The organism is Streptantibioticus silvisoli (assembly GCF_027947535.2).
In the GTDB taxonomy this organism is placed as follows: Bacteria; Actinomycetota; Actinomycetes; order Streptomycetales; family Streptomycetaceae; genus Streptantibioticus_C; species Streptantibioticus_C silvisoli.
In genome coordinates this window covers 151,506-169,474 of record NZ_JAAGKO020000011.1, presented here as the reverse complement: position 1 = coordinate 169,474, position 17,969 = coordinate 151,506, and the positions used below count along the sequence as shown (strand labels likewise).

At 73.6% G+C, this 17,969-nt stretch carries 14 protein-coding genes; all 14 read left to right on the top strand.

Features of this window, described 5'->3' with window-relative positions; all coding sequences use genetic code 11:
• Positions 1-59: 59 nt before the first annotated feature.
• The 14 genes from hisI to POF43_RS10775 all read left to right on the top strand — a co-directional run bounded on the left by hisI (position 60) and on the right by POF43_RS10775 (position 17,885).
• Positions 60-416, top strand: coding sequence for a phosphoribosyl-AMP cyclohydrolase (hisI, locus tag POF43_RS10840; protein WP_282698701.1), 357 nt, complete (start codon positions 60-62; stop codon positions 414-416).
• A gap of 183 nt (positions 417-599) precedes the next feature.
• Positions 600-2,114, top strand: coding sequence for an anthranilate synthase component I (locus POF43_RS10835; protein ID WP_271325847.1), 1,515 nt, complete (start codon positions 600-602; stop codon positions 2,112-2,114).
• A 339-nt stretch (positions 2,115-2,453) separates the two neighbouring features.
• The gene (locus POF43_RS10830; protein WP_372515953.1) at positions 2,454-3,143 is read left to right on the top strand and encodes a TIGR02234 family membrane protein; all 690 of its coding nucleotides are present in this window, start codon (positions 2,454-2,456) and stop codon (positions 3,141-3,143) included.
• A 501-nt stretch (positions 3,144-3,644) separates the two neighbouring features.
• A complete protein-coding gene (locus tag POF43_RS10825; RefSeq protein ID WP_271325001.1) occupies positions 3,645-3,887 on the top strand; it encodes an HGxxPAAW family protein in 243 nt (80 codons plus the stop codon).
• Positions 3,888-3,935: 48 nt separating this feature from the next.
• Positions 3,936-4,376 (top strand): DUF2752 domain-containing protein, encoded by a 441-nt coding sequence (locus tag POF43_RS10820; RefSeq protein ID WP_271325002.1) that lies wholly within the window; start codon positions 3,936-3,938, stop codon positions 4,374-4,376.
• A gap of 149 nt (positions 4,377-4,525) precedes the next feature.
• The gene (gene trpC, locus POF43_RS10815) at positions 4,526-5,335 is read left to right on the top strand and encodes an indole-3-glycerol phosphate synthase TrpC (protein WP_271314234.1); all 810 of its coding nucleotides are present in this window, start codon (positions 4,526-4,528) and stop codon (positions 5,333-5,335) included.
• Between the two features lie 4 nt (positions 5,336-5,339).
• A complete protein-coding gene (gene trpM, locus POF43_RS10810; protein WP_271325003.1) occupies positions 5,340-5,492 on the top strand; it encodes a tryptophan biosynthesis modulator TrpM in 153 nt (50 codons plus the stop codon).
• Between the two features lie 217 nt (positions 5,493-5,709).
• A complete protein-coding gene (gene trpB, locus POF43_RS10805; RefSeq protein WP_271314233.1) occupies positions 5,710-6,984 on the top strand; it encodes a tryptophan synthase subunit beta in 1,275 nt (424 codons plus the stop codon).
• Positions 6,981-7,808, top strand: a complete 828-nt coding sequence (trpA, locus tag POF43_RS10800; RefSeq protein ID WP_271325004.1) for a tryptophan synthase subunit alpha — start codon at positions 6,981-6,983, stop codon at positions 7,806-7,808. Before trpB ends, trpA begins: the two co-directional genes overlap by 4 nt.
• Positions 7,809-7,910: 102 nt before the next feature.
• Positions 7,911-8,882 carry a DsbA family protein gene (locus POF43_RS10795; RefSeq protein WP_308217732.1) on the top strand — a complete coding sequence of 324 codons (972 nt, stop codon included), beginning with the start codon at positions 7,911-7,913 and terminating at the stop codon, positions 8,880-8,882.
• Positions 8,883-9,068: 186 nt separating this feature from the next.
• Positions 9,069-10,262 (top strand): prolipoprotein diacylglyceryl transferase, encoded by a 1,194-nt coding sequence (gene lgt / locus POF43_RS10790; protein ID WP_271325943.1) that lies wholly within the window; start codon positions 9,069-9,071, stop codon positions 10,260-10,262.
• 324 nt (positions 10,263-10,586) lie between these two features.
• Positions 10,587-11,324, top strand: a complete 738-nt coding sequence (locus POF43_RS10785) for a VIT1/CCC1 transporter family protein (RefSeq protein WP_271314230.1) — start codon at positions 10,587-10,589, stop codon at positions 11,322-11,324.
• Positions 11,325-11,851: 527 nt separating this feature from the next.
• Complete coding sequence (gene gltB / locus POF43_RS10780; RefSeq protein WP_271314229.1) at positions 11,852-16,432, top strand: glutamate synthase large subunit; 4,581 nt, start codon at positions 11,852-11,854, stop codon at positions 16,430-16,432.
• Positions 16,425-17,885: a glutamate synthase subunit beta gene (locus tag POF43_RS10775; RefSeq protein WP_271314228.1), complete on the top strand. Its 1,461-nt coding sequence runs from the start codon at positions 16,425-16,427 to the stop codon at positions 17,883-17,885. Before gltB ends, POF43_RS10775 begins: the two co-directional genes overlap by 8 nt.
• Positions 17,886-17,969 lie beyond the last annotated feature (84 nt).

Genomic DNA, 17,969 nt, shown 5'->3' with positions numbered 1-17,969 from the left:
CACCACCTCCCACGCCGCTGTAATTCCGCGTTCGCGCCGGTCCGCGCGACAATGGGTGCATGCCAGCACCCGCATCGCCGCTCGATCCGGCCGTCGCCGCGCGCCTCAAGCGTGACTCCCAGGGCCTGGTGCCCGCCGTCGCCCAGCAGTACGACACCGGTGAGGTGTTGATGCTCGGCTGGATGGACGACGAGGCGCTGCACCGCACGCTGACCACCGGCCGTTGCACGTACTGGAGCCGCAGCCGCCAGGAGTACTGGGTCAAGGGCGACACCTCGGGCCACGTCCAGCACGTCAAGTCCGTCGCCCTGGACTGCGACGGCGACACGCTCCTGGTCAAGGTCGACCAGGTCGGTGCCGCCTGCCACACCGGCGACCGCACCTGCTTCGACGCGGACCGACTCCCGCTGAGCTGACGGGACGTGGCCCCGGGGTCGCGGCCGCTCCGGACCCGGCCCACCCCGGACGGGTGCCACCCCGGACATCGCCGGCCCACCCCGGACATCGCCCGCCCCGCACAACACGGCCGCTCCCCGGGTGACGGCCCGCCAGGCCGGTGACCCCCGGTCCGGTCGGGCGCGGGCCACTAGGATTCGCGCATGACCCCGGGCAACACCACTCTCACTCCAGACCTGGACACCTTCCGTCGGCTCGCGCAGGACCGCCGGGTGATCCCGGTCACCCGGCGGCTGCTCGCGGACGGCGACACGCCGATCGGCCTCTACCGCAAGCTGAGCGGCGAGCGACCGGGCACGTTCCTGCTCGAATCCGCCGAGCACGGCCGCTCGTGGTCCCGCTACTCCTTCATCGGGGTGCGCAGTGAGGCGGCGCTGACCGAGCGCGACGGGCAGGCGCACTGGCTGGGGAACCCGCCCGTCGGCGTGCCCACCGACGGCGATCCGCTGGCCGCGCTGCGGGCCACCGTCCAGGCCCTGCACACCCCGCGCGACCTGCACGACAGCGCGGGCATGCCGCCGTTCCACGGCGGCATGGTCGGATACCTGGCGTTCGACGTGGTCCGGCGGCTGGAGAAGCACATCGGCGAGCACGCCAAGGACGACCTCGGGCTGCCCGAGCTGACGATGCTGCTCACCTCCGACCTGGCGGTCCTGGACCACTGGAACGGCACGGTGCTGCTGATCGCCAACGCCATCAACCTCGACGGCGGTCCCAGCGGCGTCGACGAGGCGTACGCGGACGCGGTGGCGCGGCTGGAGGCGATGGCCGCCGACCTGGCGCAGCCGCTGGACAGCCGGCCGTGCGAGCTGCCGCCGTCGCAGCTGCCGGAGTTCACCGCGCTGTGGGGCGGTCCGGCGTACCAGGAGGCGGTCGAGGAGGTCAAGGAGCGTATCCGCGCCGGTGAGGCGTTCCAGGTCGTGCCGTCGCAGCGGTTCGAGACGCCGTGCGAGGCCGCCGCGGTGGACGTCTACCGGGTGCTGCGGGCCACTAACCCGAGCCCGTACATGTACCTGTTCCGGTTCGACGGCTTCGACGTCGTCGGGTCCTCGCCCGAAGCGCTGGTCAAGGTCGAGGACGGCCGCGCGATGGTCCACCCGATCGCCGGCACCCGGCCGCGCGGCACCACCCCGCAGGAGGACGCCGCCCTCGCCGACGAACTGCTGGCCGACCCCAAGGAACGCGCCGAGCACCTGATGCTGGTCGACCTCGGCCGCAACGACCTGGGCCGGGTCTGCGAGCCGGGCAGCGTCGAGGTGGTCGACTTCATGTCCGTCGAGCGCTACAGCCACGTCATGCACATCGTCTCCACGGTCACCGGCCGGGTCGCCGAGGGCCGCACCGCCTTCGACGTGCTCACCGCGTGCTTCCCGGCCGGCACGCTGTCCGGGGCGCCCAAGCCGCGCGCCCTGCAGATCATCGACGAACTCGAACCCACCCGGCGCGGCCTGTACGGCGGCTGCGTCGGCTACCTGGACTTCGCCGGCGACTCCGACACCGCCATCGCCATCCGCACCGCCCTCCTGCGCGACGGCACCGCGTACGTCCAGGCGGGCGCCGGAGTGGTCGCCGACTCCGACCCGGCCGCCGAGGACGCCGAATGCCGCAACAAGGCGGCCGCCGTCCTGCGCGCGGTGGCCACCGCCAACCGGCTGTGACGCGTCCGGGGCGTCCGTCTCCGTCCGGTGCCCCCGATTCCGTCGGCCGGTTGTGACGTCGGGTGCCCCCGCCTCCGTCGGCCGGTTGTCACGTCCGGTGCCCCCGCCTCCGTCGGCCGGTTGTGACGTCCGGTGCATCCCTCCCCGTCGGTCGGTTGTGCCGCCGGTGCCCTCGGTTCCGTCAACCGGCTGTGATGTCCGGTGCCCCCGCCTCCGTCGACCGCCCCTGCCCCCCGGTGCTCCCCGCCCCCGCACCACGCCGCCCCGCACCCCGCACCCGATCCCCCCGCACCCACCCCGGGTGCCGGGGCCCGGAGCGTGGAGGCGATAGTGGACGACGTGAGTGACGCACCCCAGGCAACGCGGCAGGACGCACCCCAGGCGACGCAGAGCGGCGAGCCGGTTGACGGCACGGTGTCGCGGGACGCGGCACCGTCATCGGGCCGGCGCAGTCTCACGGCGGCGCTGGTGCTCGGCGCGGTGGGCGCCGCCGTCGTGCTGTTCGCGGCCGGTGAGACCTGGGCGACCGGTTCCGCGCCGGTCGCGGGCGCGCACGAACCGGTGAGCGTCAGCGGCAAGGCGGTGACCGGCATCCCGGACGCGCTGGCGCTGGTCGGGCTGGCCGCGCTGGTCGCCGTCTTCGCGGTCCGCCGCACCGGCCGTGTCGTGGTCTCCGTCCTGCTGGCGGTGTGCGGCGCCGGCGTGCTGTGGACCGCGGTCGCCGGCGCGTCCGGCACCGGCGCGCTGGACGCCGCGGCGGCCAAGGCCAGCGGTCTGACCGCCACCACCGTCCAGCACGCCTCGCACAGCGGCTGGCCCTGGGTCGCTGCGGCCGGCGGCCTGCTGCTGCTGTGCTCCGGGCTGATCGCCGTGGCCCGTGGCGGCTCCTGGCCGGCCATGTCCTCCCGTTACGAACGCGACGGCACCCCCCGGCCGCGCCGCGCCCCCCGCAAGGCCCCCGACCCCGAGGCCCCCGGCGAGATCTGGAAGGCCCTCGACCGCGGCGAGGACCCCACCGCCGACCTCTGACCCGAGCGGTCAGGTCTCTCCCCGGTGCCGGCCGCGCCCCGGCACGCCGGAGCCCCGGAGCGGTACCGCACCCGCGTGGGGCCGCATCCGCAGACCCCGGCCGGTCCTCCCGTAACTCCGCCCCCGCGGGGCCACGTCCGCAGACCCCGGCCCCGTCCTCCCGTAACCGCACCCGCGTGGGGCCGCATCCGCAGACCCCGGCCGGTCCTCCCGTAACTCCGCCCCCGCGGGGCCACGTCCGCAGACCCCGGCCCCGTCCTTACGTAACCGCGCCCGCGCAGGCCGGCCCCCGGCCCCGTCCCCGTAACCCCGCCGTCCCGTAACCCCGTCCATCCATCGCCCAACACGCGCCCCGCTCCGCCCACCTCGCGCCCCTGCGGGGTGACCCTCGCGACACTCCGCAGGCGAGGGTGACCCCGTGCGGGAGCACCGGGCCGGGCGGGGGACAATGGTCGCGAGCGCGCTGTGAGGTGCCGCGCTCGCAACACATGAGGAGTATTCATGTCGGGCAACAGCCACGGTCACACGCTTGCCGGGTGGACCGGTGCGACCATCATCTTCATCGGGTTCTGCGTCGGCGGCGTCTTCATGGTGCTGGCGGAGCCGATCGGTTTCTGGGTGGGCATCGTCATCATCGTCCTGGGCGGCGTCGTCGGCCTGGTCATGCGTCTGATGGGCCTGGGCATGCCGCTGCCGGAGAAGAAGAAGATCGCCGTCGGCGCCAGGACCAGCGCCGACGGCTGACGGCTGAACGGCCTGGCGGACCGCGCCGTGCCGAGGGAGGATCGCCGGGTGCCGTCGATCCCGCGACCGGATCCCGCGCCCGCCCCGGCGGCGCGGCGGCTCGTGGTGCCGGTCGCCGCGCTCGCCGGGGTGGCTGCCGCCTTCGCCTACGTCGGCAGCGTCGACCCCAACCACCCCGGGCACTACCCGGTCTGCCCGTTCCTGGCGCTGACCGGCTGGTACTGCCCGGCCTGCGGCGGTCTGCGCAGCGCGTACGCGGTCGTGCACGGCGACCTCGGCGGCGCCCTGCACGACAACGCGGTGGCGGTGCTCGGGTACGCGGTGTGCGCCGTGCTGTGGGTGCTGTGGGCGCTGCGTGAGGCCCGCGGCCGTCCGGTGGTGCCCCGGCGCTGGCGGATGACGCCGGCCGCCTGGTACGCGCTCGGCGGTCTGCTGGTCGTCTTCAGCGTTGTCCGCAATCTGCCTTTTGGTGCCGCGCTGGCTCCCTGACCTGCGCGTTCAGCGTGGGCTACCCGCGTCGCGACGGCTGCGCCGGGGCGCTCGGATGGCTCGTCGGGCTCCCGTGGCGGATACCATCGCAACTACTCGCGCGTGACGTGCGCCGGGAATCCGCACCAGCCCGGAAGGGGGCCACTCGCGTGACTGTGCTCGACGAGATCATCGACGGTGTCCGCGAGGACCTCGCCGAACGGCAGGCCCGTGTCTCCCTCGACGAACTGAAGGAGCGCGCGGCCCAGGCCCGGCCGGCCAAGGACGGCTTCGCGGCGCTGCGCGGCGAGGGCGTCGCGGTGATCTGCGAGGTCAAGCGGTCCAGCCCCAGCAAGGGCGCGCTGGCCGCCATCGCCGACCCGGCCGGCCTCGCCGCCGACTACGAGGCCGGCGGTGCCGCCGTCATCAGCGTGCTCACCGAGAGGCGCCGGTTCGGCGGCTCCCTGGAGGACCTGGCCGCGGTCCGCGCCCGGGTCGACATCCCGGTGCTGCGCAAGGACTTCATCGTCAGCAGCTACCAGCTGTGGGAGGCGCGCGCGTACGGCGCCGACCTGGCCCTGCTGATCGTCGCCGCCCTCGACCAGAACGCGCTGGTCTCCCTCATCGAACGGGCCGAGTCCATCGGCCTGACCCCGCTCGTGGAGGTCCACGACGAGGAGGAGACCGAACGGGCCCTGGCGGCCGGCGCCCGGGTCATCGGCGTCAACGCGCGCAACCTCAAGACGCTGGAGGTCGACCGCGGCACGTTCGCCCGCGTCGCCCCGGAGATCCCCGACCACCTGGTCAAGATCGCCGAGTCCGGCGTGCGCGGCCCGCACGACCTGATCGCCTACGCCCACGACGGCGCCCACGCGGTGCTGGTCGGCGAGTCGCTGGTCACCGGCCGCGACCCGAAGTCCGCGGTGGCCGACCTGGTGGCGGCCGGCGCCCACCCGGCGCTGCGGCAGGGCAGGGACTGACCCCATGCCGTTGTCCGCCCGACTGGCCCGCGGCTGCAAGCCGCGCGGCTGCCGCGCGCCCGCGCGCCGGGTGCTGGGACGACGGGTGCGCTACGTCATCGGCTGCGAGCCGGGCCAGGTGAACGGCCGGCGATGGCGGCGCGCCGCGGCGGCCTGAAGCCGCCGGCGCGACCTGGGTGCGCACCGTCACGTCGACACCGGCGACGGCGGCGCCCCGCGGCGGCCTGAACCCGCCGCGCCCCCCGTCGCGCACGCGATCCGTCATCCCTGTCCCGTACCCCCGTCCCGCACGCGCCCCGCGCTGTTCCGACGCGCCGGGGGCGCCGTCATCACGCACGGAACGGCTGTCGGCCGTTCCGCGAGGAGCCATCGGTATGACCACCGACTTCTTCATCCCGGACCCCGAGGGTCTGGTTCCGAACGCCGCCGGGTACTTCGGCGACTTCGGCGGCAAGTTCATCCCGGAGGCGCTGGTCGCCGCCGTGGACGAGGTCGCCGCCGAGTACGACAAGGCCAAGGCGGACCCGGCGTTCGCCGCCGAGCTGAACGACCTGCTGGTCAACTACACCGGGCGCCCCAGCGCGCTCACCGAGGTCTCCCGGTTCGGCGAGCACGCCGGCGGCGCGCGGGTCTTCCTCAAGCGCGAGGACCTCAACCACACCGGGTCGCACAAGATCAACAACGTGCTGGGCCAGGCGCTGCTGACCCGGCGGATGGGCAAGACCCGGGTCATCGCCGAGACCGGCGCCGGCCAGCACGGCGTCGCCACCGCCACCGCCTGCGCACTCTTCGGCCTGGAGTGCACCATCTACATGGGCGAGATCGACACCGAGCGCCAGGCGCTCAACGTCGCCCGGATGCGGATGCTCGGCGCCGAGGTCATCGCGGTGAAGTCCGGCAGCCGCACCCTGAAGGACGCCATCAACGAGGCGTTCCGCGACTGGGTGGCCAACGTCGACCGCACCCACTACCTGTTCGGCACGGTGGCCGGGCCGCACCCCTTCCCGGCGCTGGTGCGCGACTTCCACCGGGTCATCGGCGTCGAGGCCCGCCGCCAGCTGCTGGAGCGCACCGGACGGCTGCCGGACGCGGCGCTGGCCTGCGTCGGCGGCGGATCCAACGCCATCGGCCTCTTCCACGCCTTCCTGCCCGACGCGGGCGTGCGGCTCATCGGCCTGGAGGCGGCCGGCCACGGCGTCGACTCCGGTGAGCACGCCGCCACGCTGACCGCCGGTGACCCCGGCATCCTGCACGGTTCGCGGTCCTACGTCCTTCAGGACGAGGACGGCCAGATCACCGAGCCGTACTCGATCTCGGCCGGCCTGGACTACCCCGGCATCGGCCCCGAGCACTCCTACCTCAAGGACGCCGGCCGCGCGGAGTACCGCCCGGTCACCGACGACGAGGCCATGCAGGCGCTGCGGCTGCTGTCGCAGACCGAGGGCATCATCCCGGCCATCGAGTCCGCCCACGCGCTGGCCGGGGCGCTCGTCGTCGGCCGCGAACTGGGCCCGGACGCGCTGCTGCTGGTCAACCTCTCCGGTCGCGGCGACAAGGACATGGACACCGCCGCGAAGTACTTCGGCCTGTACGACGACGGGGCCGCCGGCGGCCGTGGCGGCAACGACGCCCAGGGGGAGACCAAGTGAGCGGGAACATCGAGCTGCTGTCCGGGGTCCTGGCCGCCGCGAAGGCCGAGGACCGCGCCGCGCTGGTCGGCTACCTGCCGGCCGGCTTCCCCACCGTCGAGGACGGGATCGCCGCGGCCGTCGCCATGATCGAGGGCGGCTGCGACATCGTCGAGATCGGCCTGCCGCACAGCGACCCGGTGCTGGACGGCCCGGTGATCCAGACCGCCGACGACATCGCGCTGCGCGGCGGGGTGAGGATCGCCGACGTCATCCGCACGGTCGGCGCGGTGCACGCGGCGACCGGCGCGCCGGTGCTGTGCATGACGTACTGGAACCCGGTCGACCGCTACGGCGCCGAACGGTTCGCCGAGGACCTGGCCGCGGTCGGCGGCGCCGGCTGCATCCTGCCCGACCTGCCGGTGGAGGAGTCCGCGGTGTGGCGGGCGGCCGCCGAACGGCACGGGCTCGCCACGGTCTTCGTCGTCGCCCCCAGCAGCCGCGACGAACGGCTGGCGAAGATCACCGCGGTCGGCTCCGGCTTCGTCTACGCGGCCTCGCTGATGGGCGTCACCGGTACCCGCGCGTCGGTCGGCGCGTCGGCGGAGGCGCTGGTGGGCCGCACCCGGGCCACCACCGGCCTGCCGGTCTGCGTGGGCCTGGGCGTCTCCAACGCCGAACAGGCCGCCGAGGTCGCCGCCTTCGCGGACGGCGTCATCGTCGGCTCCGCGTTCGTCCAGCGGCTGCTGGACGCGCGGGAGGCGGGCCAGGACCTCCAGGCCGGGCTGAACGCGTTGCGCGGCCTGGCCGGCGAGCTGGCCGCGGGCGTCCGCAAGCGCGGCTGACCGTCGCTTCCCCCGGTCGGCGCTGTCGCCCGATCGGGGGAATTGCCGGCCCGGTGGGGCGGCAGGGCGCGTCCCCGGCAGGTCCGGCGCGTTAGCAGGGGCGTGAGCGACAAGAACCGTGACGGAAAGCGCACCGCCCGCGAGCGGCTGCGGGAGGAGCGCGAGCGCGACGAGGCCCGGGCCCGGCGCAAGCGGGGAGCGCTGGTGGGCGGCGGCATCGTCGCCGTGCTGGCGATCGCGGCGGTGATCGGCGTGGTGGTGGCCGGGCGCGGCGGCGGACAGCAGGGCGCGCCGGCCGCCGCCCCCTCCGGCGCCACCGGCAAGGCGGACCTGGCCGTGCCGGTCGGCGACCCGAACGCCCCCTCGACCCTGACGGTCTACGAGGACTTCCGCTGTCCGGCCTGCGACGGCTTCGAACGCAGCTTCCGCGCCACCGTCCACTCCCTGATGGACAGCGGCAAGCTCAAGGGCGAGTACCACCTGGTGCGGCTCATCGACGGCAACCTCGGCGGCACCGGCTCGCTGCACGCCGCCAACGCCGCCGCCTGCGCCCAGGAAGAGGGGAGGTTCCGCCCCTACCACGACCTGCTGTACGACAATCAGCCCGACGAGCGCGAGGACTCCTTCGCGGACAACAAGCGGCTGCTCCAGCTCGCGGCGAAGGTCCCCGGCATGAAGACCGCCGCCTTCACCTCCTGCGTCGACAGCGGCCGGTACGACGCGTGGGTCAACAAGGCCAACGCCCAGTTCGCCCGTGCGGGTTTCGGCTCCACCCCGACCGTCCTGCTCAACGGCAAGAACATCTACGCCGACACCGCCCACCCGCTGAGCCCGGCCCGGCTGATCCAGCTGGTCGACGCCGCCGACCAGGGCAAACCGCTGGGTTCCGCCGCCCCGACCGCCTCCACGGGCAGCTCCGCCTCCACGGGCGGTTCCGCCCCGGCGGGCAGCTCCGCGACCGCGGGCACCTCCGCGTCCACGGGCGGTTCCGCCTCCAGGGGTGGTTCCGCCCCGGCGGGCGGTTCCGCCGCCGCTGGCACCGCCCCGGGCGGCTCCGGCCCGAGCGCCGGCTGACGTCTCCGGCCGTCCCCGCCGCGCCCCCGCCGTAACCACGCCGCATCCCTGCCGTACCCTCCGCCCCCGGTATCCGCCCGCACCGCGCCGACCTGCGCGGACCGGGTGGACGGCCGGGGGCGCGCGGATTTCCGTGCGGGGCGGGTTGCGCCGGTCCGGGCCCGGCAAGGTAGCGTCGGTTCCGCCATGGACCTCGCATACATTCCCAGCCCCTCGGTGGGCGTCGTTCACCTCGGCCCGATCCCGCTGCGCGGATACGCCTTCTGCATCATCATCGGCGTGTTCGTCGCCGTGTGGCTGGGCGGCCGTCGCTGGGCGGCCCGCGGTGGCCAGAAGACCACCGTCGCCGACATCGCCGTCTGGGCGGTGCCCTTCGGACTGGTCGGCGGCCGGCTCTACCACGTCATCACCGACTACGAGCTCTACTTTGGCCCCGGCAAGGACTGGGTCGGCGCCTTCAAGGTCTGGGACGGCGGTCTCGGCATCTGGGGCGCGGTCGCGCTCGGCGCGCTGGGTGCCTGGATCGGCTGCCGCCGCCGGGGCATCCCGCTGCCGGCCTGGGCCGACGCGGTCGCCCCGGGCGTCGCGCTCGCGCAGGCCATCGGCCGCTGGGGCAACTGGTTCAACCAGGAGCTGTACGGCAGCCCGACCAAGCTGCCCTGGGCGCTGAAGATCGACGCCGCGCACCGGCCGCCGAACACCCCCGACATCGGGCTGTACCAGCCGACGTTCCTCTACGAGTGCCTGTGGTGCATCGGCGTCGCGCTGCTCGTGATGTGGGCGGACCGCAAGTGGCGCCTCGGCCACGGCCGGGCCTTCGCCCTGTACGTCGCCTCGTACACGGTGGGCCGCTTCTGGATCGAGCACATGCGGGTCGACTACGCCCACCACATCCTGGGCCTGCGTCTCAACGACTGGACCGCGATCATCGTCTTCATCGGCGCGGTCACCGGCTTCCTGATCTCCGCCAAGCGCCACCCCGGCCGCGAGGACGAGGTCGAGCCCCTCATCGACGGTGACGGCGGTACGGCCGGTACGGCGGGCGCCGACGATACGGCCACCGGCGCCGACGCTACGGTCGACGGCGTCGACGGTGCCGGCAAGGACGCGAAGCCGCAGGACGCGGTGCCCGGGGGAGCGGCGACCCCCTCCGGCGCCGACCCCGCACCCGGCGCGGCCCCCGCGCCCACCGCCGAGGACGCCTCCGCCTCCGCCGAGCACACCACCGCGCGGGACGCCTCCGCCGCCGAGGTCGCCTCCGCCGAGGACACCGCCGGCAAGGACGCCCCCGAGCCCGGTGCGGACACCGGCAAGGCCGACCTGACCAAGGCGGACAGCGAGGCGCCGAAGGTCGTCACCGAGGCACCGCAGACCACCTGACGCAGACCGCCTCGCGTCACCACCAGGCCACCCGGTCCGTACGACCGGGTGGCCTGCGGCGTACCGGCCCCGCCACGCACGGCTCCCGCCGCGTACCGCCCCCTCCGCCGCCCGGCCCCGCCGTCGGACGATCCCTCCGCCGAGCGGCCCGCGCCGCCGACCGGCTCCCCCCCGCCGAGCGGCCCGCGCCGCCCCGCACCCCGCCGCCACGTGATCCCGCTGGTCACCGGGGTTCGGGCAGCCTTTCCTTGCTGGCAGCGGGCCCCCGGCGGTGCGTATGGTCGAGGGCGCCGCCCCCGCGGCCCGGAAGGAGTCAGCGAGCCGATGTCCACCGCTGTTGAGAACGCCGACCAGCCGTCGGACAGTTACCACGTGACCCACCACAGCCACCGCGACGTCAACGGCGGCTGGCTGCGTCCCGCCGTGTTCGGCGCGATGGACGGCCTGGTGTCGAACTTCGCCCTGATGACCGGTGTGGCCGGCGGGGACGTCGCGGTGCGCACCATCGTGATCACCGGCCTTGCCGGACTGGTGGCCGGCGCGTGTTCGATGGCGGCGGGGGAGTACACCTCGGTGGCCTCGCAGCGCGAGCTGGTCCAGGCCGAACTGGACGTCGAACGCCAGGAGCTGCGCCGCAACCCGAAGGACGAGGAGCGCGAGCTGGCCGCGCTGTACGTCTCGCGCGGCGTGGAGGCGGGACTGGCCGCCGAGGTCGCCCGGCAGCTGTCGCGCGACCCCGAGCAGGCCCTGGAGATACACGCCCGCGAGGAACTCGGCGTCGACCCCTCCGACCTGCCGTCGCCCGCGGTGGCCGCGGTCTCCTCGTTCGCCTCCTTCGCGATCGGCGCGGTGCTGCCGCTGCTGCCGTACCTGCTGGGCGCCACCTCGCTGTGGCCGTCGCTGGTGCTCGCGCTGATCGGCCTGTTCGGCTGCGGCGCGGTCGTGGCCCGGGTGACCGCGAAGTCGTGGTGGTACAGCGGCCTGCGCCAGCTGGTGCTGGGCGGCGCGGCAGCCGGCGTCACCTTCCTGCTGGGCCACCTGTTCGGCACCGCGGTCGGCTGACGGCACGCCCGCCGGGGGCGGCCGCGGATTCCGCTTGCGCTCCCCGGCCCGGGCGGCCCGGTTCGGGGCCCGTCCGGCACCGCCCGCTCCCGCGGCCCGCGGCGGCCGCGCCCGCCCCGCCGGGCACCGCCGTACCACCCCTGCCACCGGCCGTACCGCCGGTGGCAGGCGGCCTTCGCGCGCCGCGCCGGTCGCGCCGGCGGGCCCGCCACGAACGGCCTGCGGGGCACTTGTGCGGACACCGGTTATTTCTGCCGTGTTTCGGTCCGCTTGCCGCGGGGCATCAGCTTCTAGCGCCGGGGCAACGCCGCCCTACCCGCGCGACGTGTGATGCGGACCCCCGTGGCCGCAATCCGACACATACCCGATGCCGTACACCTCGGCTCATGTCCACATAATGGAATCAAGATTCCGTTTTTCGAGATCTCAGCCATCATGTAACCTGCACGAAATCGCAGAGGGCCAGCGCCGTCCCTGTTGTGTCGCGACATCACTCCGGCAATACAACGACGACGACGGGAGAGCCGATGCGTTCCGCGTCCACGCACTCCGAGCCCGGCGACAGCCGCCGGGCCCACCTGGACGGGCGCCCCGCCCCGCAGGGGATGTACGACCCCCGCAACGAGCACGACGCCTGCGGTGTCGGCTTCGTGGCCACCCTCACCGGTGAGGCCAGCCACGAGCTCGTGGAGCAGGCGCTGACCGTCCTGCGCAACCTGGAGCACCGCGGTGCCACCGGCTCGGAACCGGACTCCGGCGACGGCGCCGGCATCCTGCTCCAGGTCCCGGACGCCTTCCTGCGTGACGCGATCGGCCCGCAGTTCACCCTTCCGGCCCCCGGCGGCTACGCCGTCGGCATCGCCTTCCTGCCGGTCGGCACCGACGACCGCGCCAAGGCCGTCGAGGACGTCGAGCGGCTCGCCGACGCCGAGGGCCTGGCGGTGCTGGGCTGGCGCGAGGTGCCGGTCGCCCCGCAGCTGCTGGGCGCCACCGCCCGCTCGACCATGCCGTACTTCTCCCAGCTGTTCGTCGCCGACGCCCGCGGCGGGCGGACCGGCATCGAGCTGGACCGCTCGGCGTTCGTGCTGCGCAAGCGCGCCGAACGCGAGCTGGGCGTCTACTTCCCCTCGCTGTCCGCGCGGACCATCGTCTACAAGGGCATGCTGACCACCGGGCAGCTGGAGCCGTTCTTCCCCGACCTGTCCGACCGGCGGTTCGCCACCGCCATCGCGCTGGTCCACTCGCGCTTTTCCACCAACACCTTCCCGAGCTGGCCGCTGGCCCACCCGTACCGCTTCGTCGCGCACAACGGCGAGATCAACACCGTGCAGGGCAACCGCAACTGGATGCGGGCCCGCGAATCGCAGCTGGCCAGTGACCTGATACCGGGCGACCTGGAGCGGATCTTCCCGGTCTGCACCGAGGACGCCTCGGACTCGGCCACCTTCGACGAGGTGCTGGAGATGCTGCACCTCGGCGGCCGCTCGCTGCCGCACAGCGTGCTGATGATGATCCCGGAGGCGTGGGAGAACCACGCGACGATGGACCCGCAGCGGCGCGCCTTCTACCAGTTCCACTCGACGATGATCGAGCCCTGGGACGGCCCGGCCTGCGTCACCTTCACCGACGGCACCCTGGTCGGCGCGGTGCTGGACCGCAACGGCCTGCGCCCGGGACGGTACTGGGTCACCGACGACGGCCTGGTCGTGCTGTCCTCCGAGGTCGGCGTGCTCGACATCGCGCCGGACAAGGTGGTCCGCAAGGGCCGCCTCCAGCCCGGCCGGATGTTCCTGGTCGACACCGAGGGCCACCGGATCATCGAGGACGACGAGATCAAGGCCGAACTCGCGGCCGGCAACCCGTACGCGGAGTGGCTGGACGCCGGGCTGATCAACCTCGACGAGCTGCCCGAGCGCGAGCACATCGTGCACACCCACGCCTCGGTCACCCGCCGCCAGCAGACCTTCGGCTACACCGAGGAGGAGCTGCGGGTCATCCTGGCGCCGATGGCCAAGGCCGGCGCCGAGCCGATCGGCTCGATGGGCACCGACTCGCCGATCGCCGCGCTCTCCAGCCGCCCGCGGCTGCTGTTCGACTACTTCACCCAGCTGTTCGCGCAGGTCACCAACCCGCCGCTGGACGCCATCCGCGAGGAGCTCGTCACCTCGCTGATCTCCTCGGTCGGCCCGCAGGGCAACCTGCTGGAGCCCACCCCGGCCTCCTGCCGCAACGTCGTGCTGCCGTTCCCGGTGATCGACAACGACGAGCTGGCCAAGCTCATCCACATCAACGCCGACGGCGACCTGCCGGGACTGGGCGCCGCCACGCTGTCTGGCCTGTACCGGGTCTCCGGCGGCGGCGACGCGCTGGCCGCCCGGCTCGCCGAGATCTGCGCCGAGGCCGACACCGCCATCGAGGACGGCGCCCGGCTCATCGTGCTGTCGGACCGGCACTCCGACGCCGAGCACGCGCCGATCCCGTCGCTGCTGCTGACCTCTGCGGTCCACCACCACCTCATCCGCACCAAGACCCGCACCCACGTCGGCCTGCTCATCGAGGCCGGCGACGTGCGCGAGGTCCACCACGTGGCCCTGCTGGTCGGCTACGGCGCCGCCGCCGTCAACCCGTACCTGGCCATGGAGTCGGTCGAGGACCTGGTCCGCGCGGGAACGTTCCTCCAGGACATCGAGCCGGAGGCCGCCCTCGCCAACCTGATCAAGGCGCTCGGCAAGGGCGTGCTGAAGGTGATGTCCAAGATGGGCATCTCCACCGTCGCCTCCTACCGCGGCGCGCAGGTCTTCGAGGCCGTCGGCCTGGACCCGCGCTTCACCGACACCTACTTCCGCGGCACCACCACCAAGATCGGCGGCGTCGGCGTCGACGTCGTCGCCCAGGAGGTGGCCGCCCGGCACGCCAAGGCCTACCCGGTCTCCGGCATCTCCGCCGCGCACCGGCGGCTGGAGATCGGCGGGGAGTACCAGTGGCGCCGCGAGGGCGAACCGCACCTGTTCGACCCGGAGACCGTCTTCCGGCTCCAGCACGCCACCCGCACCCGGCGCTACGACATCTTCAAGAAGTACACCGAGCGGGTCAACGAGCAGTCCACCCGGCTGATGACGCTGCGCGGCCTGTTCGGCCTGAGGAGCGAACGCCCGGCGGTGCCGCTGGAGGAGGTCGAGCCGGTCGCCGACATCGTCCGGCGCTTCTCCACCGGCGCGATGTCCTACGGCTCCATCTCGCTGGAGGCCCACCAGACGCTCGCGGTCGCCATGAACCGCATCGGCGGCAAGTCCAACACCGGTGAGGGCGGCGAGGACCCCGAGCGGCTGCACGACCCGCAGCGGCGCAGCGCCATCAAGCAGGTCGCCTCCGGCCGCTTCGGCGTCACCTCGGAGTACCTGGTCAACGCCGACGACATCCAGATCAAGATGGCCCAGGGTGCCAAGCCCGGCGAGGGCGGCCAGCTGCCCGGCCACAAGGTCTACCCGTGGATCGGCCGCACCCGGCACTCCACCCCCGGCGTCGGCCTGATCTCCCCGCCGCCGCACCACGACATCTACTCCATCGAGGACCTCGCCCAGCTCATCCACGACCTGAAGAACGCCAACCCGGCGGCCCGCGTGCACGTCAAGCTGGTCTCCGAGGTCGGCGTCGGCACGGTCGCGGCCGGGGTGTCCAAGGCGCACGCCGACGTGGTGCTGATCTCCGGCCACGACGGCGGCACCGGCGCCTCGCCGCTCACCTCGCTCAAGCACGCCGGCGGCCCCTGGGAACTGGGCCTGGCCGAGACCCAGCAGACGCTGCTGCTCAACGGGCTGCGCGACCGCATCGTGGTGCAGACCGACGGCCAGCTCAAGACCGGCCGCGACGTGCTGATCGCCGCGCTGCTGGGCGCCGAGGAGTTCGGCTTCGCCACCGCGCCGCTGGTCGTCTCCGGCTGCGTCATGATGCGCGTCTGCCACCTCGACACCTGCCCGGTGGGCATCGCCACCCAGAACCCGGTGCTGCGCGAGCGGTTCAACGGCTCGCCGGAGTTCGTCGTCAACTTCTTCGAGTTCATCGCCGAGGAGGTCCGCGAACTCCTCGCCGAACTGGGCTTCCGCACCATCGCCGAGGCGGTCGGCCACGCCGAGCTGATCGACACCGGCGCCGCGGTGCAGCACTGGAAGGCCCAGGGCCTCGACCTCGCGCCGCTGCTGTTCGTGCCCGACCTGCCGGAGGGCGCCGCCCGCCACCAGGTCGTCGCCCAGGACCACGGCCTGGAGAAGGCGCTCGACAACCAGCTGATCAAGCTGGCCGCCGACGCCCTCGACAACGGTGCCCCGGTCCGCGCCCGGATCGCCATCCGCAACATCAACCGCACCGTCGGCACCATGCTCGGCCACCAGGTCACCCGGCGGTACGGCGGCGCGGGCCTGCCCGACGACACCATCGACATCACCTTCACCGGCTCGGCCGGCCAGTCCTTCGGCGCCTTCGTGCCCAAGGGCGTGACGCTGCGCCTGGAGGGCGACGCCAACGACTACGTCGGCAAGGGCCTGTCCGGCGGCCGGCTGGTGGTGCGCCCGGACCGCGGCGCGACCCACCTGGCGGAGTACTCCACCATCGCCGGCAACACCCTCGCCTACGGCGCCACCGGCGGCGAGCTGTTCCTGCGCGGCCGGGTCGGCGAACGCTTCTGCGTGCGCAACTCCGGGGCCACGGTGGTCGCCGAGGGCGTCGGCGACCACGGCTGCGAGTACATGACCGGCGGCCGCGCGGTGGTGCTCGGCGAGACCGGCCGCAACTTCGCCGCCGGCATGTCCGGCGGCATCGCGTACGTCCTCGACCTGGACCCGGGCCACGTCAACACCGGCCTGGTGGAGATCGAACCGCTCGACGCGGACGACATCGGCTGGCTGCACGACGTGGTGCGCCGCCACCAGGAGGAGACCGGGTCCACGGTGGCGACCGCTCTGCTCGCCGACTGGGGGACGACCTTGACCCGCTTCGGCAAGATCATGCCGAGGGACTACAAGGCGGTGCTCGCCGCCAAGGTCGCCGCCGAGCAAGCCGGGCTCACCGAGTCGGAGACGACGGCCAAGATGATGGAGGCGGCACATGGCTGACCCGAAGGGCTTTCTGACCACCGGGCGCGAGATCGCCACCTCCCGCCCGGTCCACGAACGCGTCAAGGACTGGAACGAGGTCTACGTCCCCGGCTCCCTGCTGCCCATCATCACCAAGCAGGCCGGCCGCTGCATGGACTGCGGCATCCCGTTCTGCCACAACGGCTGTCCGCTGGGCAACCTCATCCCCGAGTGGAACGACTACGCCTACCGCGAGGACTGGAAGGGCGCCGCCCACCGCCTGCACGCGACCAACAACTTCCCGGAGTTCACCGGCCGCCTGTGCCCGGCACCCTGCGAGGCGGCCTGCGTGCTCGGCATCAACCAGACGCCGGTGACCATCAAGAACGTCGAGGTCACCATCGTCGACAAGGCGTGGGACCAGGGCAACGTCACCCCGCAGCCGCCCGAGCGGCTGTCCGGCAAGACCGTCGCCGTCATCGGCTCCGGCCCCTCCGGCCTGGCCGCCGCCCAGCAGCTGACCCGGGCCGGCCACACCGTCGCGGTCTACGAGCGCGCCGACCGGATCGGCGGCCTGCTGCGGTACGGCATCCCCGAGTTCAAGATGGAGAAGCGGCACATCAACCGCCGCATCGAGCAGATGCGCGCGGAGGGCACCAAGTTCCGCACCGGCGTGGAGATCGGCCGCGACCTCGACGCCGCCGGGCTGCGCCGCCGCTACGACGCGGTGGTCATCGCGGCCGGCGCCACCACCGCCCGCGACCTGCCGGTCCCCGGCCGGGAGCTGAACGGCGTCCACCAGGCCATGGAGTACCTGCCGCTGTCGAACAAGGTCCAGGAGGGCGACTACGTCACCTCCCCGATCTCGGCCGAGGGCAAGCACGTCGTGGTCATCGGCGGCGGCGACACCGGCGCGGACTGCGTCGGCACCGCCCACCGGCAGGGCGCGGCCTCCGTCACCCAGCTGGAGATCATGCCGCGCCCGGCCGAGCAGCGGCAGGACCACCAGCCGTGGCCGACCTTCCCGATGACCTACAAGGTCACCTCCGCCCACGAGGAGGGCGGCGAACGGGTCTACGCCGTCAACACGGTCAGGTTCACCGGCGACGAGGACGGCAACGTCCAGGAGCTGCACCTGGTCGAGGTCGCCTTCAAGGACGGCAGGTTCGAGCCGCAGGAGGGCACCGAGCGGGTCATCCCGGCCCAGCTGGTCACCCTCGCCATGGGCTTCACCGGCACCGACCAGGACAACGGCCTGGTCGCCCAGCTCGGCCTGGCCCTCGACCCGCGCGGCAACGTGGCCCGCGACGAGGACTTCGCCACCAACGTCCCCGGGGTCTTCGTCGCCGGTGACGCCGGCCGCGGCCAGTCGCTCATCGTGTGGGCCATCGCCGAGGGCCGGTCCGCGGCCCGCGCGGTCGACCACTACCTGACCGGCACCAGCAGCCTGCACGCCCCGATCCGCCCCACGGACCGCGCCCTCGTGGTCTGACCCGGACGCCCGGCACCCGCCGCCACCGCGGCGCGACCGGGCCCGGCCCCCCAAACGGTCCGTACAACGGCGTACGGAACCGGA

Bases quoted from the DNA above. Each gene is read 5' to 3' on its own strand.
- trpM (WP_271325003.1), top strand. From the start codon at position 5,340: ATGCCGTTGTCCGCCCGACTGGCCCGCGGCTGCAAGCCGCGCGGCTGC.
- gltB (WP_271314229.1), top strand. From the start codon at position 11,852: ATGCGTTCCGCGTCCACGCACTCCGAGCCCGGCGACAGCCGCCGGGCC.
- trpB (WP_271314233.1), top strand. From the start codon at position 5,710: ATGACCACCGACTTCTTCATCCCGGACCCCGAGGGTCTGGTTCCGAAC.
- POF43_RS10835 (WP_271325847.1), top strand. From the start codon at position 600: ATGACCCCGGGCAACACCACTCTCACTCCAGACCTGGACACCTTCCGT.
- lgt (WP_271325943.1), top strand. From the start codon at position 9,069: ATGGACCTCGCATACATTCCCAGCCCCTCGGTGGGCGTCGTTCACCTC.
- POF43_RS10825 (WP_271325001.1), top strand. From the start codon at position 3,645: ATGTCGGGCAACAGCCACGGTCACACGCTTGCCGGGTGGACCGGTGCG.
- hisI (WP_282698701.1), top strand. From the start codon at position 60: ATGCCAGCACCCGCATCGCCGCTCGATCCGGCCGTCGCCGCGCGCCTC.
- POF43_RS10785 (WP_271314230.1), top strand. From the start codon at position 10,587: ATGTCCACCGCTGTTGAGAACGCCGACCAGCCGTCGGACAGTTACCAC.
- POF43_RS10775 (WP_271314228.1), top strand. From the start codon at position 16,425: ATGGCTGACCCGAAGGGCTTTCTGACCACCGGGCGCGAGATCGCCACC.